This is a genomic window from Nodosilinea sp. LEGE 06152, assembly GCF_015207525.1.
Lineage (GTDB): Bacteria > Cyanobacteriota > Cyanobacteriia > Phormidesmidales > Phormidesmidaceae > Nodosilinea.
The window spans coordinates 1-20848 of sequence record NZ_JADEWR010000016.1; the positions used below are offsets into that span (position 1 = coordinate 1).

Sequence of the window (20848 nt, forward strand, 5' to 3'; positions counted from 1 at the left end):
CATCCTCAATGCCATGGTGAGCCATGACACCCTCTGGCAGGCTCCAGCTTGCTCATTGCCGCCAGCTGCCACCCTCATGGCAGCTACTACATAGCAGGGTGAGCTTGACAATCAAGATAATCGCTACGAGTTAGGGCAAACAACTGTTTGCCCCTACCAGTCCAATCCTCAATGAAAATAAGACGCCCCATTCACATCAAACGTCGCGCCCGTCGCATGGGGCGCTAGCCCCGCCACCAAAAACGCCACCAGGTTAGCGACATCCTGGGGCTCCGCCGGGGCACCCATAGGAATATCCCGCGTCACATACTCCGCCCCCCGCTCCGCCATCACCTGCTCGATGCGATCGGTGCGCACAAAGCCAGGCGCGATCGCATAGGCTCTCACCCCATCCTGGGCAAACCCCTTAGCGATACTGCGCGTCAGCCCTACAACGCCCCCCTTAGAGGCCGCGTAGGCCATAAACTCTGGCCCATCGCCCCGAAACGCCGCTCGGCTGGCCAGGTTCACCAAAGTACCACCGCCCTGGGTTTGAAAGTGGCGCACCGCTTCCCGACATAGATCAGCCATCGCAATCAAATTAACTTGCAACGTGTCCTGCCAGGCCGTCGACCACAGATCCCAGTCGGCGGCGATGGGGGCTGCGGGCATGGTCGCTGCGTTGTTGACCACAGCGCTAATCTGCCCTCGCCAACCCAGGGCTTGCTGCCAAAGCACCAAGGCCGCCCCCGGCACCGCCAAATCGGCCTGCACCAGGTGAACGCGCTCATGCCCCAGATCGGCGGCAATCTGGTTAGCCTCGGCTTCCCCCTGGCTGTAGTGGAGAAGGACCGAGGCCCCCGCTTCGTGCAGGGTGCGCGCGATCGCCTCCCCAATACCTCGGGAACCGCCCGTTACTAACACCGTGCTGCCCTGCAAATCAATTAACGTCATCAGCCATTGCCGCCAGTGGTAACGCGCCCAAACCTCTCGTCATCAGCCCTATGCCCACTCATTCAGGGAAATAGAGCAACCATAAGTCAATGTACAGCCGAGACCAACCCTCTAAAAATGTAAATATTCTTGCAATATTTCTTTACACTACGTTACAATCGGGCCACAGAGCAAAAAAAACGGAGAGCATCCCATGACAACTAGCGGTTACACCACTGAAGAGGGCGGTCGTCTCAACAACTTCGCCATCGAGCCCAAGGTTTATGTCGATGACAGCCAGCAGTTTGGCTTCAACAAATATGCCGAGAAGTTGAACGGTCGGCTGGCCATGATTGGTTTCGCCTCTGCGGTTCTGTTTGAAGCTTTAACCGGTCACGGCATTGTTACTTGGCTCACCAACTTGTAGACCCAGCTCAGGTTGGCGGTATCTGTCACCACGCCATAGAACGATTTAATTGTGAGCATCGCAAAAAGTCATCGTTCTAAGACCTACATCCTAAAGACGTATGTTAAATTAAGTAACAGGATATTGATTTTCGCCCCTCTAATCACTTAGGAGATATCCAACATGGAAACCAAAGAGACCAAGTTCGGTTTTGTTGACTTTGCAGAAACCTGGAACGGCCGTCTGGCTATGCTGGGCTTCGTGATTGGTGTAGCTACCGAGTTTTTGACTGGGCAAGGCATTTTGTCTCAAATCGGCATTATGTAGTTTGCTTAGAGCTTGATAACTAAATAAAAGAAAGGGAAGCAGAAAGCTGCTTCCCTTTCTTTTTGCTAGCTTGAGTTTTTTCAGCTTGTGGTCGGCTATAGCCATCGCCAGAACAGTCAGGACATGACTTGTATCCACTGAAGCGATGGCTATACGCCATCGCGCTGTCTCAGTTTTTGCCGTTGGAAGAGACCGGTGTAAGCGCAATGGCCATCGCTATAACGCACAACTTTTCGGCGATTACATCATTCGGGTGAGGGCAGTTATCTTAGACAGTTTAAGGGCATCTAGCCCGTTCAAATCGTCTAAACTCAACCACCCCTCTTTGACTAAGTCAGCAAATACAAAAATCAGCGCTGCTTCTCGCCCATCATATTTACCGTCAAGCTCGTGGCGGCGAGCGCTCAGAAAGTCGTGCAGACGCCAAACGTCATCGGTGTCAGCTACGGCACTGGCTTGGTCTCGCACCACTTGCACCAAAGCTTTTATCTCTCGCTCATAGGCCTTATCGAAGGCGGCTTTAGCAATGGACTGCTCTTGAGATGTCCACTGAAGTTCGCTGGTCTGCATGATTAAAGGGTTGAAAAGGGAATAGTGAAGCCTTCTATACCTCGTTGCCCAAATAGGTGGCTAGGCCATGCCGCAGACCTTAGAGCTACGACGAACTTTAAGCAGCTCTAAAGCCAATTCTCCACAGCGACTCGTATCAGCCCTAATTGTTGGGCAACGATGTATATATATCTATATTAAAGACACATTACAGAACTTTGCAAGTTCTCATAATCAACAAAACACCCCCGACTGGGGGTGCTTTGTTAACCAGGCCCAAAGACCAGGCGCGCAGACAACGCTTAACGAACTAGATTGAGTAGTTCCTTGGGCGACGCAAGCAGGTCAATGGCTACAAAGAAGATTTTGCCATCGGGGTTGAGCAAGAAACGCCAGGCAATATTCATGCCGACCCCGGCTCCAAACCAAGGAGTTTGCACTTTGCCAGTCACCTTGATCTGGGTGAACCCTTCATCGGCGGATTCGGTCACACCGCGCTCTGGAATCAACTTAAGGTTTTGGCAGTCTTCTTGAAAAAACCGCAGCACATTGGCTTTACCTACGATCGGTCGCTGGAAGGGTGGCTGGAGGGCACCGTCTGGGGCAAATAGCTCAATCAGCGCGTCAAAGTCGTTGGCGTTGAGGTTATTCATGTAGGCCAACACAGTTTGGTTGGTCACCCCTTCGATGGTGACCTGTTGGCGTTGAGCGACATCTTGAGGAGGCATTACCGGCTCAGCTACTCGCTGATAGGCCCCCATCTGCTTGGGGTCAAAGCCCATATCAACCACAGCATTGCGCAGCACTGTAATCTGCTGACCCGACTCTAGGTTACGAATCGACTGCAGCACCGCTGAGGCGTTGGCCGACAGCTGATACCCCTCGGGAATGGGGGCGACGAAGCCTTCTTCCATCCACTGACCCAGCTTGTACCAGAACCCCAGCTTGATGTTGGGCGACCAGGTGGAGTAGGTGCGGCCAATGGGGGTGTCGGCCCGGTTGGCTAGGTCGCACATGACCTGAGACTGCTCTTGGAACGACATGGCCCGAATCTCGTTCATGGTGGCTTCGGCAAACTGCATGCTGGCCGCGCCGGGAGCTGCAATGGTGATGCCCTTGCCCATATCGAGGTAGGCAAACCAAATTAACGCCAGTTGGTCTTCTGCACTCAACTGCGTAAAGCGAGCAATGGTAGCGGGTACCGCATCAGCAGTGAGGGTACTGGGGAAGATATTGCGCGCTGAATCGAGTGTGAACGGCATGTTATAGCTTCCTCAAAGGGTACAGAGTGAAAATGACTGTAAATTTCGAAACATTTCCTTACAAAACTTAACATTGAAGGTGTGTTCACGCAAGCGGAGTAGAAACGATGCGATCGCGTGCTTTGCTTTGGGGGCAAAATCCCTAGAATAGAGATAGTTCACAATTGCGTTTGGCGGATATATCTCTATGGAAACCCTTGCCCTTACTCCCCCCAATGTGGAGCAGGTTTTAGACGAACTGCGTCCCTATCTGCTTGCCGACGGCGGTAACGTAGAGCTGGTAGAAATTGATGGCCCTGTTGTTAAGCTGCGCCTTCAGGGAGCCTGTGGCTCTTGCCCCAGTTCGGCGATGACGCTGCGCATGGGTATTGAGCGTCGCCTACGCGAGTTTATTCCCGAAATCGCTGAGATTGAGCAAGTGTTTTAGCGCGACGGCTTAGCCATACCTAATCCTCCGGTGATGGTGCGCTGCACCTAGGTCGGAGGATTTTTCGTGTTTGCTGATATCCTGTTGTATTGGCGAGGGTTAGCCTATTTTGCGGCAGCCATTTTATGGATAGCGTTTAGGGGGTTGCTGTGCTCGACTTAAGGCAGATACGGGAAAATCCGGAGCGGGTGCAAGCGGCCCTGAGCAAGCGTGGGGAGTACGACCTGGCACCGCTGCTAGAGTTAGACCAGCAGCAGCGCCAGCTAGAGACAGCGCGATCGCAGCTCCAGGCCCGCAGCAACGAAATCGGCAAGCAGGTCGGCCAAACCATCAAAGCCGGCGCTGCCCCCAACGGCCCAGAAGTCACCGCCCTTAAAGACGAAGGCAACCAGGTCAAGGCAGAGCTACAAACCCTAGAACCCCAAGAGCGCGAGATCAAAGCTCAGATCGAAGCCATTCTGCTCGGCTTACCAAACCTGCCCAGCGACACCACCCCCGTCGGCAAGGACGAAACCGAAAACGTCGAAGTGCGCCGCTGGGGCGACGAGTACTTGCCGAAGCAGCCTGCCAAACCCCATTGGGAAATTGGCGAAACCCTTGGCATTCTCGACTTCAAACGCGCCGCCGAGAAGATTGCCCAGAGTCGCTTCGTCGTCTTGAAGGGCGCGGGTGCGGCACTAGAACGAGCGCTGATCTCGTTCATGCTCGATCGCCATATCAGGGCGGGTTACGACGAGATCATTCCCCCCTACTTAATCAACTCGGCAGCGCTTACCGCCTCGGGCCAGCTGCCCAAGTTTGCTGACGAAAGCTTCCAGTGCCGCAACGACGACCTGTGGCTCACCCCTACCGCCGAGGTGCCTCTCACCAACCTGCACCGCGACGAAATCTTGGGTGCCGACCAGTTGCCGATTCACTACTGCGCCTACACCCCGTGCTTTCGCCGCGAGGCGGGCAGCTACGGCAAAGACACCCGCGGCCTGATTCGCCTACACCAGTTCAATAAGGTGGAGATGTACAAATTTGTCCACCCCGACATCTCTTTCGACGCGCTAGAGGCGCTGGTGGGCGATGCCGAAGATATTCTGCAACAGCTCAAGCTGCCCTACCGAGTGCTAGAACTGTGTACCGGCGACCTGGGCTTTTCAAGCTGCAAAACCTACGACCTCGAGGTCTGGATGCCCTCTTCTGACAGCTACCGGGAGATCTCTAGCTGCTCGAATTGTCTAGATTTTCAGGCTCGTCGCGCCAATGTGCGCTTTAAGTCTGCGGGTCAAAAAGGTACTCAGTACGTGCATACCCTCAACGGGTCAGGGCTTGCTATTGGCCGTACCATGGCCGCCATTTTAGAAAACTACCAGGAGGCCAACGGCTCGGTGCGAGTGCCCGAGGTGCTGCAACCCTATCTCAACCGCGAGTACCTCTAAGCCCCGGTTCCCCCGACTACAGAGGGAATCGATACACGATCGCGCCGCTATCCTTCACATCAAAGGAGGCGTTGAGCATCTGGGCCTTTTGGTCGAGAAACTCCTTGGCCTGATCGATCGGCACCTGCGCTGCTGCCGCAAACTGAATAATGGTGAGGTCCCCCGCTTGGCTTTGCAGCAGCTGTAAAAACATCTGCTCCTGCTGTAGTGACAGGGATTGGGTTGTTTGCCGGTTGCTGTGGCGCAGATTCCACGCCAGCCAGCTGCCCAAAGCTGTAGGCGCTAGGCCGAACAGCACTAGAGCAGCTGCGGTCTCGGCTAGATCTTCCAAATCGTCATCAGCGTCGACGATCTGGACGGTCGCCAGCAGCGAAATGGATAACCCAAACAGCAAACAAGCTCCAGCCAATGTCTTTTGTATTGTTTGCATACCCATACTCTCCCACCCAAATCGATCTCGCTTTCGACAGACTTTTGACAGCAATGTTAGCCATCTTCCCCCTAATTCGCCTAGGGAGGGTCGCTTTGACCTGCCCTAGGCCCTCTCTATAATAGGAGGCAACCAGTCGCCCCCGGCCAGCTATGACCTACCCAACGGGACACTCCATCGCTCAGACTGACCCGCCGCGATCGCCGCGCGAAACGCTTCCCACCATGTACGACCTCCCCAGCGAGTTTCCCGAGGAGCCTGGCTTGCCTGACGAGTTCCATGACTTACAGCCGCAGTTACTGAGCCGCACACTGGCCCTCAGCGACTATAGCCGCGACCAGTGGTTTACCGGATCTGACTTAAACCTCTACTACGATGTGCATCATCCCCTCTGGCACAAGCGACCCGACTGGTTCTTAGCCGTCGGAGTGCCACGCTTGTACGATGGCCACGACTTGCGGCGCAGCTATGTGTTCTGGCAAGAGGGGGTCGCTCCAACAGTTATTGTAGAGTTTCTGTCGCCCAGAACCGAACCAGAAGACTTGGGGCGTTTTTACCACGAGAGCGATCAAGTCGAAGCATTGGCAGAAAATTCAGAGCCCTTAAGTTTAGGTCAGGTGCCCGGCAAGCTAGACGTCTATGAAACCTACTTACGAGTACCTCACTATGTTGTGTACAGCCGTTACACTCAGCGGCTGCGCTACTTCAAGTTAGAGGGAAGTCTGTATAGAGAGCAGGCTGTTAATTCTGCATCTCCTGCCATTTGGTTTGATGATTTAAAGGTTGGGTTAGGAATTTGGGAGGGTGAATTTGAAGGCATTCCAAGTTACTGGCTGCGATGGTGCGACGCTCAAGGCAGTTGGTTTTTAACCGATACCGAACAAGCCAAACAAGATGCCCAGCGACAAGTGAGCGCTGCCCAACAACGAGCCGATCGCTTAGCGCAACGGCTGCGCGAACTTGGGGTAAACCCCGACGAAATTTAGCCTTATTTTTTGCCGAATAGCTGACCCAGCACCGCTAACCGAGAGCAGTGCCAGTAGTCGATGTGGGAAATTACCTTGCCGTCTTCGCCGAGGGCTAGCTCACTGTGCCCAGGAATGCTCATGCGCGGCTGCCAGGGCACAGGGGCTACCCAGCTGAGAGTCCAGTGGGTGTTGATTTGAGTCGGAGTGGCGTACTCTATACCGTGCAGATCGAGGTTGACCTGCCTAAACAAGCGATCGATGAGCCCGATCATGCTCCTGTAGCGAGTGACGCCGCGAAACTCGTTGAGCGGGTCTTTGAAGTACACGTTTTCGGCGTACAGATGGTAGCTCTGGTCTTTGGGGAAGTGCTGATAGTCGAGGCGAATTTGGTCGAGAATATCCATAGTGGCCTCTCTAGGCAAGTACCGTCGTCTTTATTATCGACATTATCGACGACAGCACCTGGAGCCTGAGGTTGATTTCGCCTGAACTGCTCTGGCAGCCAGTTTCCTACAGAATCTCCCTATAGAATCTGGGAGAGGAATTTTTGGGTACGGTCTTCGCGGGGGTTGCTGAAAAACTCCTGGGGAGTGTTTTCTTCGATCAGGTAGCCGCCGTCCATCAGCACGACGCGATCGGCTACTTCGCGGGCAAAGCCAACTTCATGGGTAACGCAGACCATAGTCATGCCCGAGTCGGCTAGCGATCGCATCACATCCAGCACTTCCCGCACCATCTCTGGGTCGAGGGCAGAGGTGGGTTCGTCGAACAGCATCACCTTGGGCTGCATGGCCAGGGAGCGCGCGATCGCCACCCGCTGCTGCTGGCCCCCCGAAAGCTGCCCCGGAAACTTGTGGGCCTGCTCTAAAATCCCCACCCGCTCCAGCAGCTGCATAGCCACTTCCTGAGCTTTGGCCTTGGGCCAGCGGCGCACCCAGATGGGAGCCAGGGTGACGTTTTGCAGCACCGTCAGGTGAGGAAACAGGTTGAACTGCTGAAACACCATGCCCACCTCGCGGCGGATGGCCTCAATGTTTTTGAGGTCGTGGGAAATGGTGATGCCGTCTACCTCAATGCTGCCCTTCTGATAAGGTTCAAGGGCGTTGAAGGTGCGAATAAAGGTTGACTTTCCCGATCCAGACGGCCCCATGACTACCAGCACTTCGCCCTTGTAGACCGTCATGCTGACTCCCTTCAGCACATGGAAACCGTTGTCGTACCACTTCTCGACGTCGCGGGCAACGATAACAGGCTCCGTGCTCGTATGTTGGGCCGATGGTTGCTCCGTCTGAAACTGTGTCATGAACATTTTCCTCTTAAGTTCAGCCCCTGAGTGGGGTCATTAACGACGTATAAACAACGGATTCAAAGGCCTAAACCAAATCCAAGGCGAGCAGTGGAGTTCTGCCTATAGGACGATACAGATGCTGGGCTGGATTTGGTATGGGTACCTTTACCCAAGATAGATAATGCTATTTTGCCTTAACCCTAGGGGGTTTCTGGATTCCAGACTGTTAACTGTTACACGGAGAGACATTTAAGTCGTGCTAACTCATAGCCTCGATCAGTAGGGCTAAAGCTAGCTGTGGGCCACGAATGACTGGCCCACGCGCGTAGTACACAGTTAGTGGCCTGTATTGAGCTTTTCTTCAATTTTGCGGCTGCCCAGGGACATGGCATAGCAAAAGAGCCAGTAGATCACGGCTAGAAACAGGTAGACCTCGGCGTAGCGACCCAGGTAGGCCGGGTTGGCCAAGATCGATTTGCCGATGCCTAACAGTTCTGCCAAACCCACAATCGACAGCAGCGTGGTGTCTTGAAACAGGCTAATAAACTGACCCACGATCGCCGGAATAGCAATTTTGAGGGCCTGAGGTAGAACAATCAGGCCGAGGGTTGTAGGCGTGTTGAGCCCCAGCGACATTGCCGCTTCGTTTTGGCCTCGGGGCACTGCTTGAAGACCAGCCCGCACGTTTTCGGCCAGGTAGGCGGCGCTAAACAGGGCCAGCGCAATAATGGCCCGTAAAATGCGATCGGGCCGCGACCCCACCGGCAAAAACAGCGGAATCATCACCTGGCCCATAAACAGCAGGGCCACCAGCGGCACCCCTCGCACCAGCTCAATATAGGCGGTCGAGAGCCAGCGCACCACCGGCAGCGCACTGCGTCGCCCCAGCGCCAGCAGCAGCCCCAGCGGAAAACACAGGGCAATGCCGCTGACGGCGGTAAACAGCGTCAGCACCAGCCCACCCCAATCGTTGGTGGATACGGGGGTGAGCCCCAGCCCGCCGCCAATCAGCCAGAGAGCGGCAAAGTACGATAAAAACCAGGCCAGCGACACCCATTTGCCAATACCGGGAAATTTGCGCCCCGCCTGGCGGCCTGCGGCGGCTGCGATCGCTACCAGAGCCACCATCGGCAACAGCTTGAGAGAACTGGGCCGAGTGGGCGGAAACAGCACAATAAAGGCGCACACTAGCCCCAGGCCAATCAGCACGCTGCGGCTAAACAGGGTAGAGACATTGCGGCCCAGCACCCCCCACGACAGGCCCGCCAGGCCGCAGACAATCGCCAGCAAGGCCCAGATGCGTGGGTAGAGACCGGAGGGGAATGTGCCGGTCATAAACAGGCCAAAGTTGTTGGGAATGACCCGCCACTGAGCGGTGGTAAAGGCCCAGGACGTAAGCCGAACGGCTCCCCAGGCAAAAATGCCAACAATGACAACCGTCAGCAAGCTGTTGAACCAGTCGCTAAACAGGTTTTTTTTAGCCCAGGCGACAGGCCCGAGGCCAACAACTTCAGGACGCGCAGAGGAAAAAGAATCGGGAGTTACGGTGGTCATGGGTTAGCGCTCCTTGAACTGCACAGCCCGGTTGAACTGGTTCATCACCAGGGTGATGAGTAGGCAAAGAATCAGGTAGGTGGCCATCAGCACCACAAACACCTCCACCGGCCGCCCAGTTTGGTTGTAGGTGGTGGTTGACACCGAATACATCTCGGGAAAGGCGATCGCAAAGGCCAGACTGGTGTTCTTAGTCAAGTTCATGTACTCGCTGTTCATGGGTGGAATAATCACCCGCAGTGCCTGGGGAAACACCACCAGCCGCATCACGATGCCCGCATGCAGCCCTAGAGAACGGGCTGCCTCCCACTGGCCCTTCGACACCGACTGAATGCCCGCCCGCACAATTTCGGCCACAAAGGCCGAGGTATAAAACACCAGAGCGGTGAGCGCCGCCACGTACTCCCGCGACAGCCGCAGACCGCCCGTGACGCCGCCGCCCTCAATTCCCTCAGGAATAGTCCAGTTCATGCCAAAGACGATAATGGCCAACCACACCAGGCCCAGCACCGCCAGGGCAATCGACTGCTTTTGACCACCCACACCGGTTTCAATGCGAATTTTGGTGCGCCACTGCCACAGGTAAAAGGCGGCGATCGCCGCCCCAACCGTCGCGGCGATACCCAGCACCGCCAGCACCGCACTGCTCGCCCAGGGAATATAGACTCCCCGGTTATTGAGAAAAGCCAGCCCCAGCACGCCAATCTGGTTGGCCGGGTTGGGCAACATGCCAAAGATTGCAAAGTACCAGAAGAACAGCTGCAGCAGCAGCGGAATATTGCGCACCAGACCCACGTAGGCCCGGCTAATCTTGTGCACCAGCCAGTTTTTAGAGAAGCTGGCTACACCTGCCGCCGTTCCTAGCAGAGTGGTGAGGGCAATGCCTGCCGCTACCAGGGTCAGCGTGTTGCCCAGCCCCACCGTCAGCGCTCGCCAGTAAGGGTCGTTGGGGCGATACCGAATCAGGCTTTCGCCAATACTAAAGCCAGCCGGGTTGCGCAGAAAGCTAAAACCAAAGGCCCGCCCCATCTGAATCAAGTTGCGGTTCAGGTTGCTCAGAAAAAAGCTCAGCAAGAGAAAGACAACGACTAGCGTAATCACCTGAAAGGCAATCTTCCAGAAACGCTCATCCCGCAGCATTACCTTCAAATTGAAGGATCTGCTGCCGCTATCGTGGGCCATCTATGTCACCTGCGGTTAAGTCGTGTAAGAGTCGTGTAAAGGCTGTATGCAAAATAATCTAAGAATGATGTCAAGAAAAGTTCAATTCGTTACAAGGATTTATGAAAAAGGCGCAGTCTGGCTGCGCCTTTCACGTCTCAAAGCTTGGGGGAAACGGCTAACGGAAGCGATCGGCCCCAGTCACCTTAGCGGAAGGGGGGAGAGTACATAAGTCCACCCTCACTCCACAGTGCGTTTTGGCCGCGCTCTAGAGCAAACTCAGAGTCAGCCCCAACATTGCGCTCGTAGACTTCGCCGTAGTTACCCACTTGGGTAATGACCTGCACCATGAAGTCGTTGGGCAGCCCCATGTCGGTACCCAACGTGCCCTCTTGACCCAAGAAACGGGCAATATCAGGATTCTCTGTGCCCTCAAAGGTGCCAACATTCTCAGAAGTAATGCCGAATTCTTCGGCTTGAATCAGGCCATAGGTGACCCACTTGACCACGTCAAACCAGCCAGAGTCATTGTTGGTGGTCACAGGCCCCAGGGGCTCTTTAGACATAGTGACTTCGAGCAGAACGTGCTCATCGGGGTTGGGCAGGGTGCTGCGACGGGCAACCAGCTGTGACTTGTCAGAGGTCATGCCTTCGCAACGACCTTCGTCGTAGGCAGCATAGGCGGCGTCGGCATCCTGAAACACAACGGGCTCAAACTCTACACCCAGCTGGCGCATCTGGTCGGTCAGGTTGAGTTCGGTGGTGGTGCCGGTTTCTACACACACGGCCTGCCCGGCAAAGTCCTCCAGAGTTTCGATGCCGCTGTCGGCCCGCACCAGCATGCCCTGACCATCGAAGAAGGTGGTTGGCGCAAACTCTAGACCGACGCTGGTATCACGGCTAATGGTCCAGGTGGTGTTGCGGGAGAGCATGTCAACCTCACCCCCCGACAGCGCGGTAAAGCGCTCGGTAGAGTCTAGGCGGCGGTACTCTACGGCTTCGGCATCGCCCAAAACAGCGGCGGCTACGGCTTTGCAAACATCTACATCAAGGCCGGAGTAGGTGCCACTTTCATCCACAAAGCTAAAGCCTGGAATGCCACCGTCTACACCACAGATTAGCTGGCCCCGATTTTTGACGACATCTAACCGGCCGCCTGCGGTAGCTGTACCCCCCCCATCGCCACCGGCAGTGGTCGTGGTTTCACCACCACAGGCGGCCAATGTTAGCCCCAGGGCAGCTGCGAGTAAACCCCACTTACGCATGAATCAATCCTCACTCACAAAAAATAATGCAAAATACACACCCTTTAAACAACCGAGAGTGTTGCACTTGTTAACACTCCAACGGTTTGAGTTTTCATTTTGCATCAAAGATAACAATATACCTGGAGGAGGATTCGAATCAGGATGGATCCATTAAGATTATAGCTGCATCGAAACACCCGTGTTTCTAGACCTTACTGAATCCGCCAGCTGACGACTTTATACCGATTCTCATCGTTAAAGGCCCGAGAATCGGCGGTTGCGGCCCCTAGCCTGTTTTTCCGAGTTGAGCGTGGCAACGCCGACAGGATAGAGGGTGTGGCGGGAAGTGATGATAGGCCCTAGCGCCCTTGGGCTAGATCGCGAATTAAGGGAATTTTGGCGCGAATGTAACCGTGGAGCTGATCGGTTTCGCTCTGGTCAATTGGCTGCTGCCCGGCAAATTGATCTAACAGCCAGCACACTAGGCTGTTGTCATCTAGGGCAAGGAGATGACTGCTCTGTGACCGTTCTACCAAAGACCACAGGTGTCGTAGGAGCTGAGGGTTCATAGCAGTTGTTAATAATTTCTTTAGATTTATACTAATGCAACCGACTCGTTGTGCAGCAGAGCCGATGAATTATTAACATCTTCTTCGCTGTGGCACAGCCACTAATCTACCGCCGGGGTGAAATGCCGCTAGAGCCGGTGGGTTTTGAGTTAGTATCCCAGGCGATCGCGCGGGCTACGGTGCAAATGCCTGCCACCGCAATGCCCTGTTGTCGAAGGGCTTGAGCCGCTGCTTGGGCCGTCGCCCCGGTGGTCAAGATATCGTCTAGCAGCCACACTGTAGCCTGGCGCAGCGCACTGATCTGGTTGGGCTCAACGGCGAAGGCTTGGGCCAGGTTTTGCTGCCGGGCCGCACGACTGAGACTGTGCTGAGCCTGGGTAGCCAGCACCCGCTGCAGCCCGTGGCTGTGCAGGGGCAGGCGGTTTAAGCGGCAAAACGACCGAGCCAGCAGGTCGGCCTGGTTAAAGCCCCGCTGCTGCAGTTTGGTAGGATGCAGCGGGATGGGCACAATCGCCACCGGACGAGCCGATGACTCTAATTTGACGCGATGGGCAAAGACTGACCCCGAAGGGCCATCGCGCCAGGTTTGAGCCAGCTCGGTGCCCAGAAATTGCGCCACTTCGGTATGGCCCGTGTACTTAAGGCTGCCAATAACCTGGCGCAGGCTGCCCTCGTAGCGCCCCCAACTCACCACTGTGAGGCCGGGTAGGGTGCGATCGCAGGAGGTTGGGGCCTGGCACTGCCGCACCTGACGGCAGCAGCTGGGGCAGACCACCGCTGCGGTCGATCGCTGGCACAGGGGGCAAGGGCTGGCTAAAAAAAGGCTGAACAGCTGTTGTTTAGTCTGGCCAAACCAGCCCTGAGCCGATGACGAGTAGCGCATAATATTTGCCCTGGCGGAAGGAGGCAGGGCTGTGGCGGCGCACTGCTGAGTCTATTGTTGCGGGCACCGACGGCAGCGACGAGGGTAGAAATAACGAATTTGGGGACAATGGCCCCAGTTTGGGTCTTTGGACAGGCGACTAGGGCCATGGCCATCGCGTAGAATTTGTAACTATAAGATGTTGACTTGAATACAGCGCTCGTTTGCGATCGCAGGTTGGCCTAGTGGCTTTCGGTGCCCTCGCGTTTTTGTTGGGCCGACCGCCCTAGGGCGGTAATAAGCATTGATTAAAAACCAAATACATTAGGCCATTTCCCTCAGGCTGGTTTTTGGTGAGGGCTAGCCTTTTACCTCTGGTATGACCTGGCTTAGACAACTGGATGACCTGGGTTTAGCCGACCTGCGGGCCGTTGGCCACAAAGCCTACCACCTGAGTCGGCTCAAACAGCATGGACTGCCCGTGGCTCAGGGGGTTGTGTTAACGGCTGCGCCCTGGCACCGCAGTTTAGAGCAAATGGCCTGGCCAGAGCCCTATGGCGATCGGTTGTTGCCCGTTTGCCAGGGCGGGTTTCACGCCCTGCAGCAGTGCAGTCAGCAGTGGCAGCAGGCCATGCGGGCAATTCCGGCGATCGCTCAGGTTAATTGGTCAGATTCCCCTCCGTTTAGCGACGCTATCCCTGCCGCCTGGATGCTGCGCGCCTCGCTGTGGGCAGACTCGCCGGAGCCAAAAGATTTATCAAAAAACGTGTCAGAACATTTAGCTGCCTCCCCGGTACTGCTCAGCAATGGCCTTTTGCCAGCCCAAATTGAGGCTGACTTTGCCGCCCTGCCCCAGGTACTGCCGCAGTTTTGGAGTCAGGCGCTGACGGCCCGCTGCCTATCGGTCTGGCAGCTTTACTGTCAGCGACTGAGCGACCTCAACTTTGCGACGCTGATCATGCCGGTCTACCCAGCGATCGCCTCGGGCACCCTAACTCTCGAGCAGGGGCAGATTACCGTGGCGGCCGTTGCCGGGCTGGGGCTGGCCCTGACCCAGGGAGAAGCAATTCCGACCTACTGCCGTGCCAGTCGCAGCAAGGTAGCTGCGGCCATCTGGAAACCGGGGTTTCAGGAGCGGGTTTACCAGCTGATGCCAGCGTCTAAGTACCGCCCCCGCCCCGCGGTTGTAGCCCAACCCATTCAGGTTGTAGAGCGCGATCGCCCCGAGCTGCACATGCCCCTAGACGCTACCCAGCTAGCCCGCCTTGTGCACCTGGCCAATCTAGCCCAGGCAGCCCTGGGCAGCGATGGCGTACGCCTGGAGTGGTTGCTGCACCCCGGTGCCAACCCTGAGCAGCCAACCCTGGTGATTACCGAGGCTACTCCCTGGAGCGACCCGGCGGCGGTAGCGCCTGCCCCGTCGCCCCCCACCGCCCCTCGCCCCCGATCGCAACCGCCCCTGCTGCCCTCGGCCAGCACAGTGGTACGCGGCATTGGAGCCGCCGTCGGACGCGTTCAGGGGGTGGCGGTCGTGGCCCACCATCCCCAAGACTTGCCCCAGCCGTTGCCCGTGGGGTGCATTGTGGTGCTGCCCGATCTCCAGCCCGATGTTTTTTTTCAGCTGCAGGCTGTCAAAGGCATTGTGACGGAGMGCGGTGGGGCTACCTGTCACGCGGCGATTCTAGCGCGGGAGGTCGGTATTCCAGCGGTGGTCGGGGCACCCCAGGCGACCCAGCTGTTGGAGACCGGTATGGTGCTCTGGCTCGACGGCGATCGCGGCGTGGTCTACGGCCTGACCGACGAAGCTAGCGACCACCAGCAGTTTCAAACCGCCCTCAACGAGTTTCAAACCACGATTGACCCAGCGGCCGACCTGTCGCCCCAGCACAAGGTTCGCTATCAGCGGCTGCAGACCCAGGTGATGATCAACCTCAGCCAAACTCGGCAGCTGGCCGCTCTACCCCTCGACTACGCCAGCGGCATTGGCCTACTGCGCTCGGAGTGGCTGCTGCTCGATGTGCTAGACGGACGACACCCGTGGGACTGGGTCAACCAGGGCCAGGAGGCCGAGCTGCAAAGCCGCTTGGTGCAGCAGCTAGAGCCAATTTTGCAGGCATTGGGGTCAAAGCCCCTACGCTACCGCAGCCTCGATCTGCGATCGCACGAATGGCAGGCCCTGCAGGGCAGTCCGCCGGTCGAACCCAACCCCATGCTGGGACTGCGGGGCACCCTCAGCTACGAAGTCGACGATCGCCTGTTTCAGGTGGAGCTGGGGGCATTGGCAGCCCTACAGCGGGCGGGTTATGCCAATTTGCAGCTCATCTTGCCCTTTGTGCGCACCGTCGAAGAGGCGATCGCCTGCCGCCAGCGCATTGAACGGGCCGGGCTGCTCGACGCCGATGGGTTTATGCTGTGGATTATGGCCGAAGTACCGTCGGTGCTGTTTTTGCTGCCCGCCTACGCCCAGGCAGGCATCCAGGGCATTGCCATTGGCTCAAACGATTTAACCCAGCTGCTGCTGGCCGTCGATCGCGACCAGCCCATCATGGCCTCTGCCTACGATGAGCGCCATCCCGTCGTTCGCCTGGCTATGGCCCACCTGGTGCAAGAGGCTCACCGCTGCGGCCTGCTGTGCTCCATTTGTGGTCAGGCTCCAGTCCGCCATCCCGAGCTAATCGCCGATCTGGTCGCCTGGGGAATTGGCTCTATTTCGGTCGAAGCCGCCGCGCTTCCCTTTACCCTGGAGGCGGTTTGGCAGGCCGAGCAGGGCGATGAGTAGCCAAAGGTAACGTTACCAGCCCTGGGCAATACACAGCGATCGCCGTAGCATGGTCGATAATAACAACGTTGTGCAGACAATTAAGCCCTATGTCTCTTCCTTCCAACCTGGCTACCCTAGACGGTGCTCCTTTGGCCGCCGATTCTCTGGCTAACAAAGTTATTCTGTTTGTGAATGTGGCCAGCAAGTGTGGCCTCACCCCCCAGTACAACGGCCTGGTAGAGCTTGACAAAGCCTACGGCGATCGCGGTCTGATGATTGTGGGCGTGCCCTGCAACCAGTTTGGCCAGCAAGAACCCGGCAGCCCCGAGGAAATCAAAGACTTCACCAAGAACAAGTACGACGTCGACTTTACCCTGCTCGAAAAGCAGGATGTCAACGGCCCCAACCGCAGCCCGCTCTACCAATTTTTAGTCGGCGAAGGCCCCGATATCACCTGGAACTTTGGCAAGTTTTTGGTCGGGCGCGACGGCAACGTAGTCGCTCGCTTTGACCCCAAAACTCCGCCTGATGATGCCGATCTCAAGGCTGCAATCGAGCAAGCCCTGGGCTAACTGGCCAGGGTCGTCAGTACATCGTGCAGCAGATCTTGGTGCATGAGGGCGCGATCGACCCGCGACTTGATCTGCTCTGGCGTCAGCGGGTCGCCGTTAGCATAGACCTCCAACCAGGTTTTAGTGATCTGCTCCGGAGTCTCTGGCCAGCGGTGTGCCCCGGCCTGGGGGTTGAGGTCTATTCCCGGCAGATCGAGGTCGGCCATTAGCTGGCTAACCTTAGGGTCGTAGCTCAGCCCAAAGCAGCGGCAGCCCTCAGCCGCCGCCATAATTAGAGCGTGCAACCGCATGCCAATCGTCATCTCTACACCGCGAAACAGCCCCTTGAGCTGGTGCGGGTCGCTGAGGGTGTAGATCCGGCTGGGACCGGGCAGCCGAGGCTGAATGTACTCGGCAATGGGCAAGTCTTTGACTGGCTGAAATGGCACCAGCAGTAAGCAGGTCTGGGTAGCCGATTGAAACGCAGCCAGGGCATGGGTGAACTGATCAAGATGGCGTTCGCCGAGCCAGGGGTGTGGGCGCAGGGCCACAGCTACTCGGGGGGCAGGCAGTTCCCACAGCCCCTCTACAGGCGCTGGTTCCAACGCCCACACCGGGTCAGGGGCCTGCATACCCGGCACCTGCCACCGCGCCAGCCAAGCCGCCGAGCCATTGTCGCGCACGCTAACGGCGTCGCAGTGGCCCAAAGCGTAGCGACCCAGCCCTTGGCTCAGGGGATGGTTCAGAGGGCCAATGCCCTGACCCCAGGCAATGGTTTTTAGACCCAGCCACTGGGCCAGGGCCATCAGGCCACCGTAATAAACCGGGTTTTGCAGACTGGTGGCATCCTGCAGCAGGCTACCGCCCCCCCAAATAAACACGTCGGCCCCGCGCAAGGCCCGAATGACTGGCCCAAGTGCTTTGCGGGGCACCGCCTCAACCCCGTAGCGCTGAGCGGTCTCGGCCGGGTTGCCCGACAGTACTACCGGAGTTACCGTTGGGGGCAGCATTTGCAGCAGGGTGGCCAGCAGCGCTTCGTCGCCGCCGTTGCCCATACCGTAGTAGCCACACAAAACCGCTCGCATGCTTCACCTGTCCCCGGTTAACCCGTTCGTTAAACCGCTATACGCCATACACCGACCTCTCTACAATAGAGGCTGTTGTTACGCCCTGAACCTCATGCACGCCCTCTCACTACCCACCTGGATGATCCACATCTCAAGCGTGCTGGAGTGGATGGCGGCGATGTGGTTCATCTGGCAGTTTGCGGTGGTGACCCAGCGACCCGTGTGGCGGTGGCTGGCGATCGGTATGTTTCCAGCCCTGGTCAGCGCAATGGCCGCCTGCACCTGGCACCTGTTTGACAATGCGCCGGGGCTGGCCTGGCTGGTTACCCTACAGGCCGCCATGACTGTCATTGGCAACGGTACCCTCTGCCTCGCCGCCTGGTGGATTTGGCGACACGGCAGAGTATCGACAGAAAGCTAGCGCACGATTGGCCAGTTCCCCACGCCAATTGCTGAGTGACAAAAGCACCTAATACGAAATCCGCATTGAAAAACCCCTAAGTTAAAGCAGAAATCCCGCAGGGGCATTGCAGTGCAATGCCCCTACCAACCCCGTGCAACAGATAGGATTCAGTACAGCCCCTCAAGCCTTACCCTCCCTTCCCCTCACCCACCCAACGACTCAACCTCCCAACCAATGCTCGACAAAAACACTCTCTTTGCCATGTCCCTCTTCCCCTACCTGGGGTTTCTGTGGTTCATGACCCGCACTAAGGAAACTCCTCGGCTGGCCCTGACTGGGTTCTATGCGCTGCTGGTGTTTGTAGCCGTGACCATTCCAGCGGGTATCTATGCCAAGGTGGGGTTGGGCGAAGAGTTGGCCAATGTTGATTGGCTCCACGGCAGCGCCGAGGCGTTTTTAACGCTGTCGAATATTTTGGTAGTGCTGGGGTTTCGTCAGGCGGTTCTGCAGCACCGGGCTGGGGGAGATGAGGTGGGGAAGGAGGGGCAGTGAGGAGGATGAGGACGGTGAGGGGGTGAGGAAGACTTGCGACGTTTAGATGTCCCCGTCCTCTTCTCATCCCGCTATTTCCTCGTCCCCCCATTTCGTCATCGTCCCCTCATCCCCTGGGGCAAAAGCCATTTGCCAGAAGGCGGCTTCGAGATCCGCCACGCGCAGAAAGGCGACCTCAGCCTGGGCTTCAACAGGTGGGCTGGCGGTAGTCAGCGCAGCATCGGCTTGGGCGGCGAGCAGGCGAACGTAATCGGTAAAGCCGGGGTTGCCCCAGCGATCGGCAAACTCGGTGTAGGGTTTGGGCATGGGGCCGGGGAGTTGCCAGCCCTGGTTGTAGGCATACTCAATGGCCCATAGAGCGGTAGCCTGCACCGGATAGGGAGCAATAGCCAGGCTGGCCATAAACTCGCAGTAGCGCTGGCAGGTGGGCTGAATGGAGGTAGCTAGGTTGAGCGATCGCTCGCTAGCCTTGGCCTCAAACCACAGCAGCTCGTCTTTGAGGGCACCCAGACCCGCTAGCAGCACGTCGATGTGGTCGTCGGGGGCGGCCGCCAGCACGCGACCCACCATCCGGGTAAAGGCTTTGACAAACAAAAAATCTTGCACCAGCCAGGTATTGAACTGGGCTGGCTGAAGGGTGCCGCTGTGGCAGCCGATCAAGAAAGGATGGGTAGTGGCCCTTTTCCAAGCGGCGGGGTGGGTTTGGAGCAGCGATTGACAGGTTATGGGCATAGTGAGCCTAGCAACAGCAAACGAATGGGGCCAGGAGTAGGTGGGTTTTGGGTTGCAGCAACGTTGCGCGCTTTAGCCCTTATACCAAATCCGAATTGCATTAACCCCAATGCTCAGCAGGCGGCTTGAGTAAGGGCAAACGGCGTTTGCCCAACCCAACCGGGGGTTAGCCAAGGCGGATTCAGTATTAAACCATGAACCCAAACAAGTAAATCCGCAACCCAGCGGGCTAATTTGGCACAATTTCGGTAACGACACGGCCGCCGTCGACCACTACAGTTTGGTCATCAAGGCGACCCACGGCGCGGGAGCCGTTGAGGTTGATGGCGGGGTCGACCTGGCGGTAGTTGACTCGGCCTTCGGCCACTACCGTTTGGGTATCGACGTTCCAGTTGAGGCGATCGCTGGTCATGCGGGTCTGGTTGGTTTCGCCAACGGCCACCACATCCTGGGAGAGCACAATCTGCTGTTCAGCTAGGTTCATCTGGCCCTGACGGGCGGTAACCCTAATTTTGTTTTCGGGATGAACCAACGTTAGCGGCTGATTGACGGCCACCTGCTCCTCGTCCACCTGCCAATCGAGGGCTTCGCTGGTCATGTTGAGCGGCAGCTCTAGCATTTGCATGGCCACCTGGCCCCGTAGGGCAACCAACTGCTCAGCCAGGTTGAGGGAACCGCGTTGGCCAACCACAACGTCGGTAATGGCATTTTGCTTAAACTGCTCAACTCGCAAAGGCTCAGCGCTCTCAATGCGCTCGTCTTCCCAAAACCAGGTCAGTTCCTTGGCCTGAAGCTTAAGCCAGGACTCGGTCTGCGGGTCAGCTACTACAGTGCTGGCGACCACATTGCCCTGGAGTTCCATGCGGTTTTCGCGGTTAAACACCCGCGCTTCGTCGGCAGCGGCGCGCAGCTGAGGGTGGGTGCCGGTAATTTGATCGCGCATGATCAGCATGTCGTCCTGGGGCCGCCACTCCATTTCGCTGCCCCGCAAAACAGAGCCATTTTTGACGCCCGTAGCAACAATATTGCCCCGCAGCACAATAACGCTGCCGTTCTCTTGCACCTCACCCTTGTCGGCAACAACTCTATAGATCACCTCGCCATCCTGAAAGAGATCGCCATCAGGGCGAGTGATAAAGGCCACCTGCTGATCGGTGCTGTAGGTGACCTCGTCGCCCTTGACTCGCCACAGCAGCAGCCCATCGTCGTCGGGCTGCTCTAGGGTGACATCGCGCAGAGTCAGGCCGGGCTCTGGATCGGCCGTGGTGTCGGTTGCCTGGTCAGAACCTGGCCTGGGGCCAACCAGGCTGTATAGCCCGATCGTCACCGCTGCGATCGCAGCTCCCCCAATCATTAACCGCCGCCATTGTGCTGCCATGGGTTGCCCTAGAGG

General features: G+C 57.2%; 24 protein-coding genes. 10 read left to right on the forward strand and 14 right to left on the reverse strand.

What is annotated here, in order from left to right:
* Positions 1 to 168: 168 nt before the first annotated feature.
* Positions 169 to 933, reverse strand: a complete 765-nt coding sequence (locus IQ265_RS20160) for an SDR family oxidoreductase (protein ID WP_194056896.1) — start codon at positions 931 to 933, stop codon at positions 169 to 171.
* Positions 934 to 1126: 193 nt separating this feature from the next.
* Between IQ265_RS20160 and IQ265_RS20165 the strand changes: the two genes are divergently transcribed.
* Together IQ265_RS20165 and IQ265_RS20170 are read left to right on the forward strand one after the other, a co-directional pair.
* Positions 1127 to 1339, forward strand: coding sequence for a chlorophyll a/b-binding protein (locus IQ265_RS20165; RefSeq protein ID WP_194056897.1), 213 nt, complete (start codon positions 1127 to 1129; stop codon positions 1337 to 1339).
* Positions 1340 to 1501: 162 nt separating this feature from the next.
* Positions 1502 to 1645: a chlorophyll a/b-binding protein gene (locus IQ265_RS20170; RefSeq protein WP_073606607.1), complete on the forward strand. Its 144-nt coding sequence runs from the start codon at positions 1502 to 1504 to the stop codon at positions 1643 to 1645.
* Between the two features lie 240 nt (positions 1646 to 1885).
* Here IQ265_RS20170 and IQ265_RS20175 read toward each other — a convergent pair whose 3' ends face one another.
* Positions 1886 to 2215, reverse strand: coding sequence for a hypothetical protein (locus IQ265_RS20175; protein WP_228038218.1), 330 nt, complete (start codon positions 2213 to 2215; stop codon positions 1886 to 1888).
* 281 nt (positions 2216 to 2496) lie between these two features.
* Positions 2497 to 3456: an orange carotenoid-binding protein gene (locus IQ265_RS20180; protein WP_194056898.1), complete on the reverse strand. Its 960-nt coding sequence runs from the start codon at positions 3454 to 3456 to the stop codon at positions 2497 to 2499.
* A gap of 187 nt (positions 3457 to 3643) precedes the next feature.
* On the opposite strand from IQ265_RS20180, the gene IQ265_RS20185 reads away from it, so the two are divergent.
* Positions 3644 to 3883 carry a NifU family protein gene (locus tag IQ265_RS20185; protein ID WP_017299982.1) on the forward strand — a complete coding sequence of 80 codons (240 nt, stop codon included), beginning with the start codon at positions 3644 to 3646 and terminating at the stop codon, positions 3881 to 3883.
* Positions 3884 to 4032: 149 nt separating this feature from the next.
* On the forward strand, positions 4033 to 5310 hold the full coding sequence (gene serS / locus IQ265_RS20190; RefSeq protein ID WP_194056900.1) for a serine--tRNA ligase: 1278 nt from the start codon (positions 4033 to 4035) through the stop codon (positions 5308 to 5310).
* Between the two features lie 16 nt (positions 5311 to 5326).
* On the opposite strand, the gene IQ265_RS20195 is transcribed toward serS, so the two are convergent.
* Positions 5327 to 5740: a hypothetical protein gene (locus IQ265_RS20195; protein ID WP_194056902.1), complete on the reverse strand. Its 414-nt coding sequence runs from the start codon at positions 5738 to 5740 to the stop codon at positions 5327 to 5329.
* Positions 5741 to 5892: 152 nt separating this feature from the next.
* On the opposite strand from IQ265_RS20195, the gene IQ265_RS20200 reads away from it, so the two are divergent.
* Positions 5893 to 6726 (forward strand): Uma2 family endonuclease, encoded by an 834-nt coding sequence (locus tag IQ265_RS20200; protein WP_194056904.1) that lies wholly within the window; start codon positions 5893 to 5895, stop codon positions 6724 to 6726.
* 2 nt (positions 6727 to 6728) lie between these two features.
* Here IQ265_RS20200 and IQ265_RS20205 read toward each other — a convergent pair whose 3' ends face one another.
* The 7 genes from IQ265_RS20205 to IQ265_RS20235 all read right to left on the reverse strand — a co-directional run bounded on the left by IQ265_RS20205 (position 6729) and on the right by IQ265_RS20235 (position 13410).
* Positions 6729 to 7112 carry a DUF2358 domain-containing protein gene (locus IQ265_RS20205; RefSeq protein WP_194056906.1) on the reverse strand — a complete coding sequence of 128 codons (384 nt, stop codon included), beginning with the start codon at positions 7110 to 7112 and terminating at the stop codon, positions 6729 to 6731.
* A gap of 119 nt (positions 7113 to 7231) precedes the next feature.
* A complete protein-coding gene (locus tag IQ265_RS20210) occupies positions 7232 to 8011 on the reverse strand; it encodes an amino acid ABC transporter ATP-binding protein (RefSeq protein WP_194056908.1) in 780 nt (259 codons plus the stop codon).
* A 321-nt stretch (positions 8012 to 8332) separates the two neighbouring features.
* Positions 8333 to 9550 (reverse strand): amino acid ABC transporter permease, encoded by a 1218-nt coding sequence (locus tag IQ265_RS20215; RefSeq protein ID WP_194056910.1) that lies wholly within the window; start codon positions 9548 to 9550, stop codon positions 8333 to 8335.
* A gap of 3 nt (positions 9551 to 9553) precedes the next feature.
* Entirely contained in the window at positions 9554 to 10732 is a 1179-nt protein-coding gene (locus IQ265_RS20220) for an ABC transporter permease subunit (RefSeq protein WP_194056912.1), read from the reverse strand.
* A 185-nt stretch (positions 10733 to 10917) separates the two neighbouring features.
* On the reverse strand, positions 10918 to 11976 hold the full coding sequence (locus tag IQ265_RS20225) for an amino acid ABC transporter substrate-binding protein (protein WP_194056914.1): 1059 nt from the start codon (positions 11974 to 11976) through the stop codon (positions 10918 to 10920).
* 341 nt (positions 11977 to 12317) lie between these two features.
* A complete protein-coding gene (locus IQ265_RS20230) occupies positions 12318 to 12527 on the reverse strand; it encodes a hypothetical protein (protein ID WP_194056916.1) in 210 nt (69 codons plus the stop codon).
* Positions 12528 to 12633: 106 nt separating this feature from the next.
* On the reverse strand, positions 12634 to 13410 hold the full coding sequence (locus tag IQ265_RS20235; protein ID WP_194056918.1) for a phosphoribosyltransferase family protein: 777 nt from the start codon (positions 13408 to 13410) through the stop codon (positions 12634 to 12636).
* A 5-nt stretch (positions 13411 to 13415) separates the two neighbouring features.
* Between IQ265_RS20235 and IQ265_RS20240 the strand changes: the two genes are divergently transcribed.
* The 3 genes from IQ265_RS20240 to IQ265_RS20250 all read left to right on the forward strand — a co-directional run bounded on the left by IQ265_RS20240 (position 13416) and on the right by IQ265_RS20250 (position 16722).
* On the forward strand, positions 13416 to 13553 hold the full coding sequence (locus IQ265_RS20240; protein WP_194056920.1) for a hypothetical protein: 138 nt from the start codon (positions 13416 to 13418) through the stop codon (positions 13551 to 13553).
* A 215-nt stretch (positions 13554 to 13768) separates the two neighbouring features.
* A complete protein-coding gene (locus tag IQ265_RS20245; protein WP_194056922.1) occupies positions 13769 to 16168 on the forward strand; it encodes a putative PEP-binding protein in 2400 nt (799 codons plus the stop codon).
* Positions 16169 to 16257: 89 nt separating this feature from the next.
* Complete coding sequence (locus IQ265_RS20250) at positions 16258 to 16722, forward strand: glutathione peroxidase (protein WP_194056923.1); 465 nt, start codon at positions 16258 to 16260, stop codon at positions 16720 to 16722.
* On the opposite strand, the gene csaB is transcribed toward IQ265_RS20250, so the two are convergent.
* Positions 16719 to 17786, reverse strand: coding sequence for a polysaccharide pyruvyl transferase CsaB (csaB, locus tag IQ265_RS20255; protein ID WP_194056925.1), 1068 nt, complete (start codon positions 17784 to 17786; stop codon positions 16719 to 16721). The genes IQ265_RS20250 and csaB overlap by 4 nt on opposite strands.
* A gap of 94 nt (positions 17787 to 17880) precedes the next feature.
* Here csaB and IQ265_RS20260 point away from each other — a divergent pair, with 94 nt between their 5' ends.
* Together IQ265_RS20260 and IQ265_RS20265 are read left to right on the forward strand one after the other, a co-directional pair.
* Positions 17881 to 18189 (forward strand): DUF2499 domain-containing protein, encoded by a 309-nt coding sequence (locus tag IQ265_RS20260; RefSeq protein WP_194056927.1) that lies wholly within the window; start codon positions 17881 to 17883, stop codon positions 18187 to 18189.
* 216 nt (positions 18190 to 18405) lie between these two features.
* A complete protein-coding gene (locus IQ265_RS20265) occupies positions 18406 to 18723 on the forward strand; it encodes a DUF3593 domain-containing protein (protein WP_194056929.1) in 318 nt (105 codons plus the stop codon).
* Positions 18724 to 18786: 63 nt separating this feature from the next.
* On the opposite strand, the gene IQ265_RS20270 is transcribed toward IQ265_RS20265, so the two are convergent.
* A complete protein-coding gene (locus IQ265_RS20270; RefSeq protein WP_194056931.1) occupies positions 18787 to 19455 on the reverse strand; it encodes a TenA family transcriptional regulator in 669 nt (222 codons plus the stop codon).
* Positions 19456 to 19684: 229 nt separating this feature from the next.
* The gene (gene lptC / locus IQ265_RS20275) at positions 19685 to 20833 is read right to left on the reverse strand and encodes an LPS export ABC transporter periplasmic protein LptC (RefSeq protein ID WP_228038219.1); all 1149 of its coding nucleotides are present in this window, start codon (positions 20831 to 20833) and stop codon (positions 19685 to 19687) included.
* Positions 20834 to 20848: the final 15 nt, after the last annotated feature.

What these genes read in the sequence shown, in the direction of transcription:
- IQ265_RS20195 (WP_194056902.1), bottom strand. Translation starts at nt 5,740, where the DNA reads ATGCAAACAATACAAAAGACATTGGCTGGAGCTTGTTTGCTGTTTGGG.
- IQ265_RS20205 (WP_194056906.1), bottom strand. Translation starts at nt 7,112, where the DNA reads ATGGATATTCTCGACCAAATTCGCCTCGACTATCAGCACTTCCCCAAA.
- csaB (WP_194056925.1), bottom strand. Translation starts at nt 17,786, where the DNA reads ATGCGAGCGGTTTTGTGTGGCTACTACGGTATGGGCAACGGCGGCGAC.
- IQ265_RS20170 (WP_073606607.1), top strand. Translation starts at nt 1,502, where the DNA reads ATGGAAACCAAAGAGACCAAGTTCGGTTTTGTTGACTTTGCAGAAACC.
- IQ265_RS20185 (WP_017299982.1), top strand. Translation starts at nt 3,644, where the DNA reads ATGGAAACCCTTGCCCTTACTCCCCCCAATGTGGAGCAGGTTTTAGAC.
- IQ265_RS20175 (WP_228038218.1), bottom strand. Translation starts at nt 2,215, where the DNA reads ATGCAGACCAGCGAACTTCAGTGGACATCTCAAGAGCAGTCCATTGCT.
- IQ265_RS20165 (WP_194056897.1), top strand. Translation starts at nt 1,127, where the DNA reads ATGACAACTAGCGGTTACACCACTGAAGAGGGCGGTCGTCTCAACAAC.
- IQ265_RS20265 (WP_194056929.1), top strand. Translation starts at nt 18,406, where the DNA reads ATGCTCGACAAAAACACTCTCTTTGCCATGTCCCTCTTCCCCTACCTG.
- IQ265_RS20230 (WP_194056916.1), bottom strand. Translation starts at nt 12,527, where the DNA reads ATGAACCCTCAGCTCCTACGACACCTGTGGTCTTTGGTAGAACGGTCA.
- IQ265_RS20225 (WP_194056914.1), bottom strand. Translation starts at nt 11,976, where the DNA reads ATGCGTAAGTGGGGTTTACTCGCAGCTGCCCTGGGGCTAACATTGGCC.
- IQ265_RS20200 (WP_194056904.1), top strand. Translation starts at nt 5,893, where the DNA reads ATGACCTACCCAACGGGACACTCCATCGCTCAGACTGACCCGCCGCGA.
- IQ265_RS20160 (WP_194056896.1), bottom strand. Translation starts at nt 933, where the DNA reads ATGACGTTAATTGATTTGCAGGGCAGCACGGTGTTAGTAACGGGCGGT.
- IQ265_RS20215 (WP_194056910.1), bottom strand. Translation starts at nt 9,550, where the DNA reads ATGACCACCGTAACTCCCGATTCTTTTTCCTCTGCGCGTCCTGAAGTT.
- IQ265_RS20180 (WP_194056898.1), bottom strand. Translation starts at nt 3,456, where the DNA reads ATGCCGTTCACACTCGATTCAGCGCGCAATATCTTCCCCAGTACCCTC.
- IQ265_RS20235 (WP_194056918.1), bottom strand. Translation starts at nt 13,410, where the DNA reads ATGCGCTACTCGTCATCGGCTCAGGGCTGGTTTGGCCAGACTAAACAA.
- IQ265_RS20250 (WP_194056923.1), top strand. Translation starts at nt 16,258, where the DNA reads ATGTCTCTTCCTTCCAACCTGGCTACCCTAGACGGTGCTCCTTTGGCC.
- lptC (WP_228038219.1), bottom strand. Translation starts at nt 20,833, where the DNA reads ATGGCAGCACAATGGCGGCGGTTAATGATTGGGGGAGCTGCGATCGCA.
- IQ265_RS20260 (WP_194056927.1), top strand. Translation starts at nt 17,881, where the DNA reads ATGCACGCCCTCTCACTACCCACCTGGATGATCCACATCTCAAGCGTG.
- IQ265_RS20210 (WP_194056908.1), bottom strand. Translation starts at nt 8,011, where the DNA reads ATGACACAGTTTCAGACGGAGCAACCATCGGCCCAACATACGAGCACG.
- IQ265_RS20220 (WP_194056912.1), bottom strand. Translation starts at nt 10,732, where the DNA reads ATGGCCCACGATAGCGGCAGCAGATCCTTCAATTTGAAGGTAATGCTG.
- IQ265_RS20270 (WP_194056931.1), bottom strand. Translation starts at nt 19,455, where the DNA reads ATGCCCATAACCTGTCAATCGCTGCTCCAAACCCACCCCGCCGCTTGG.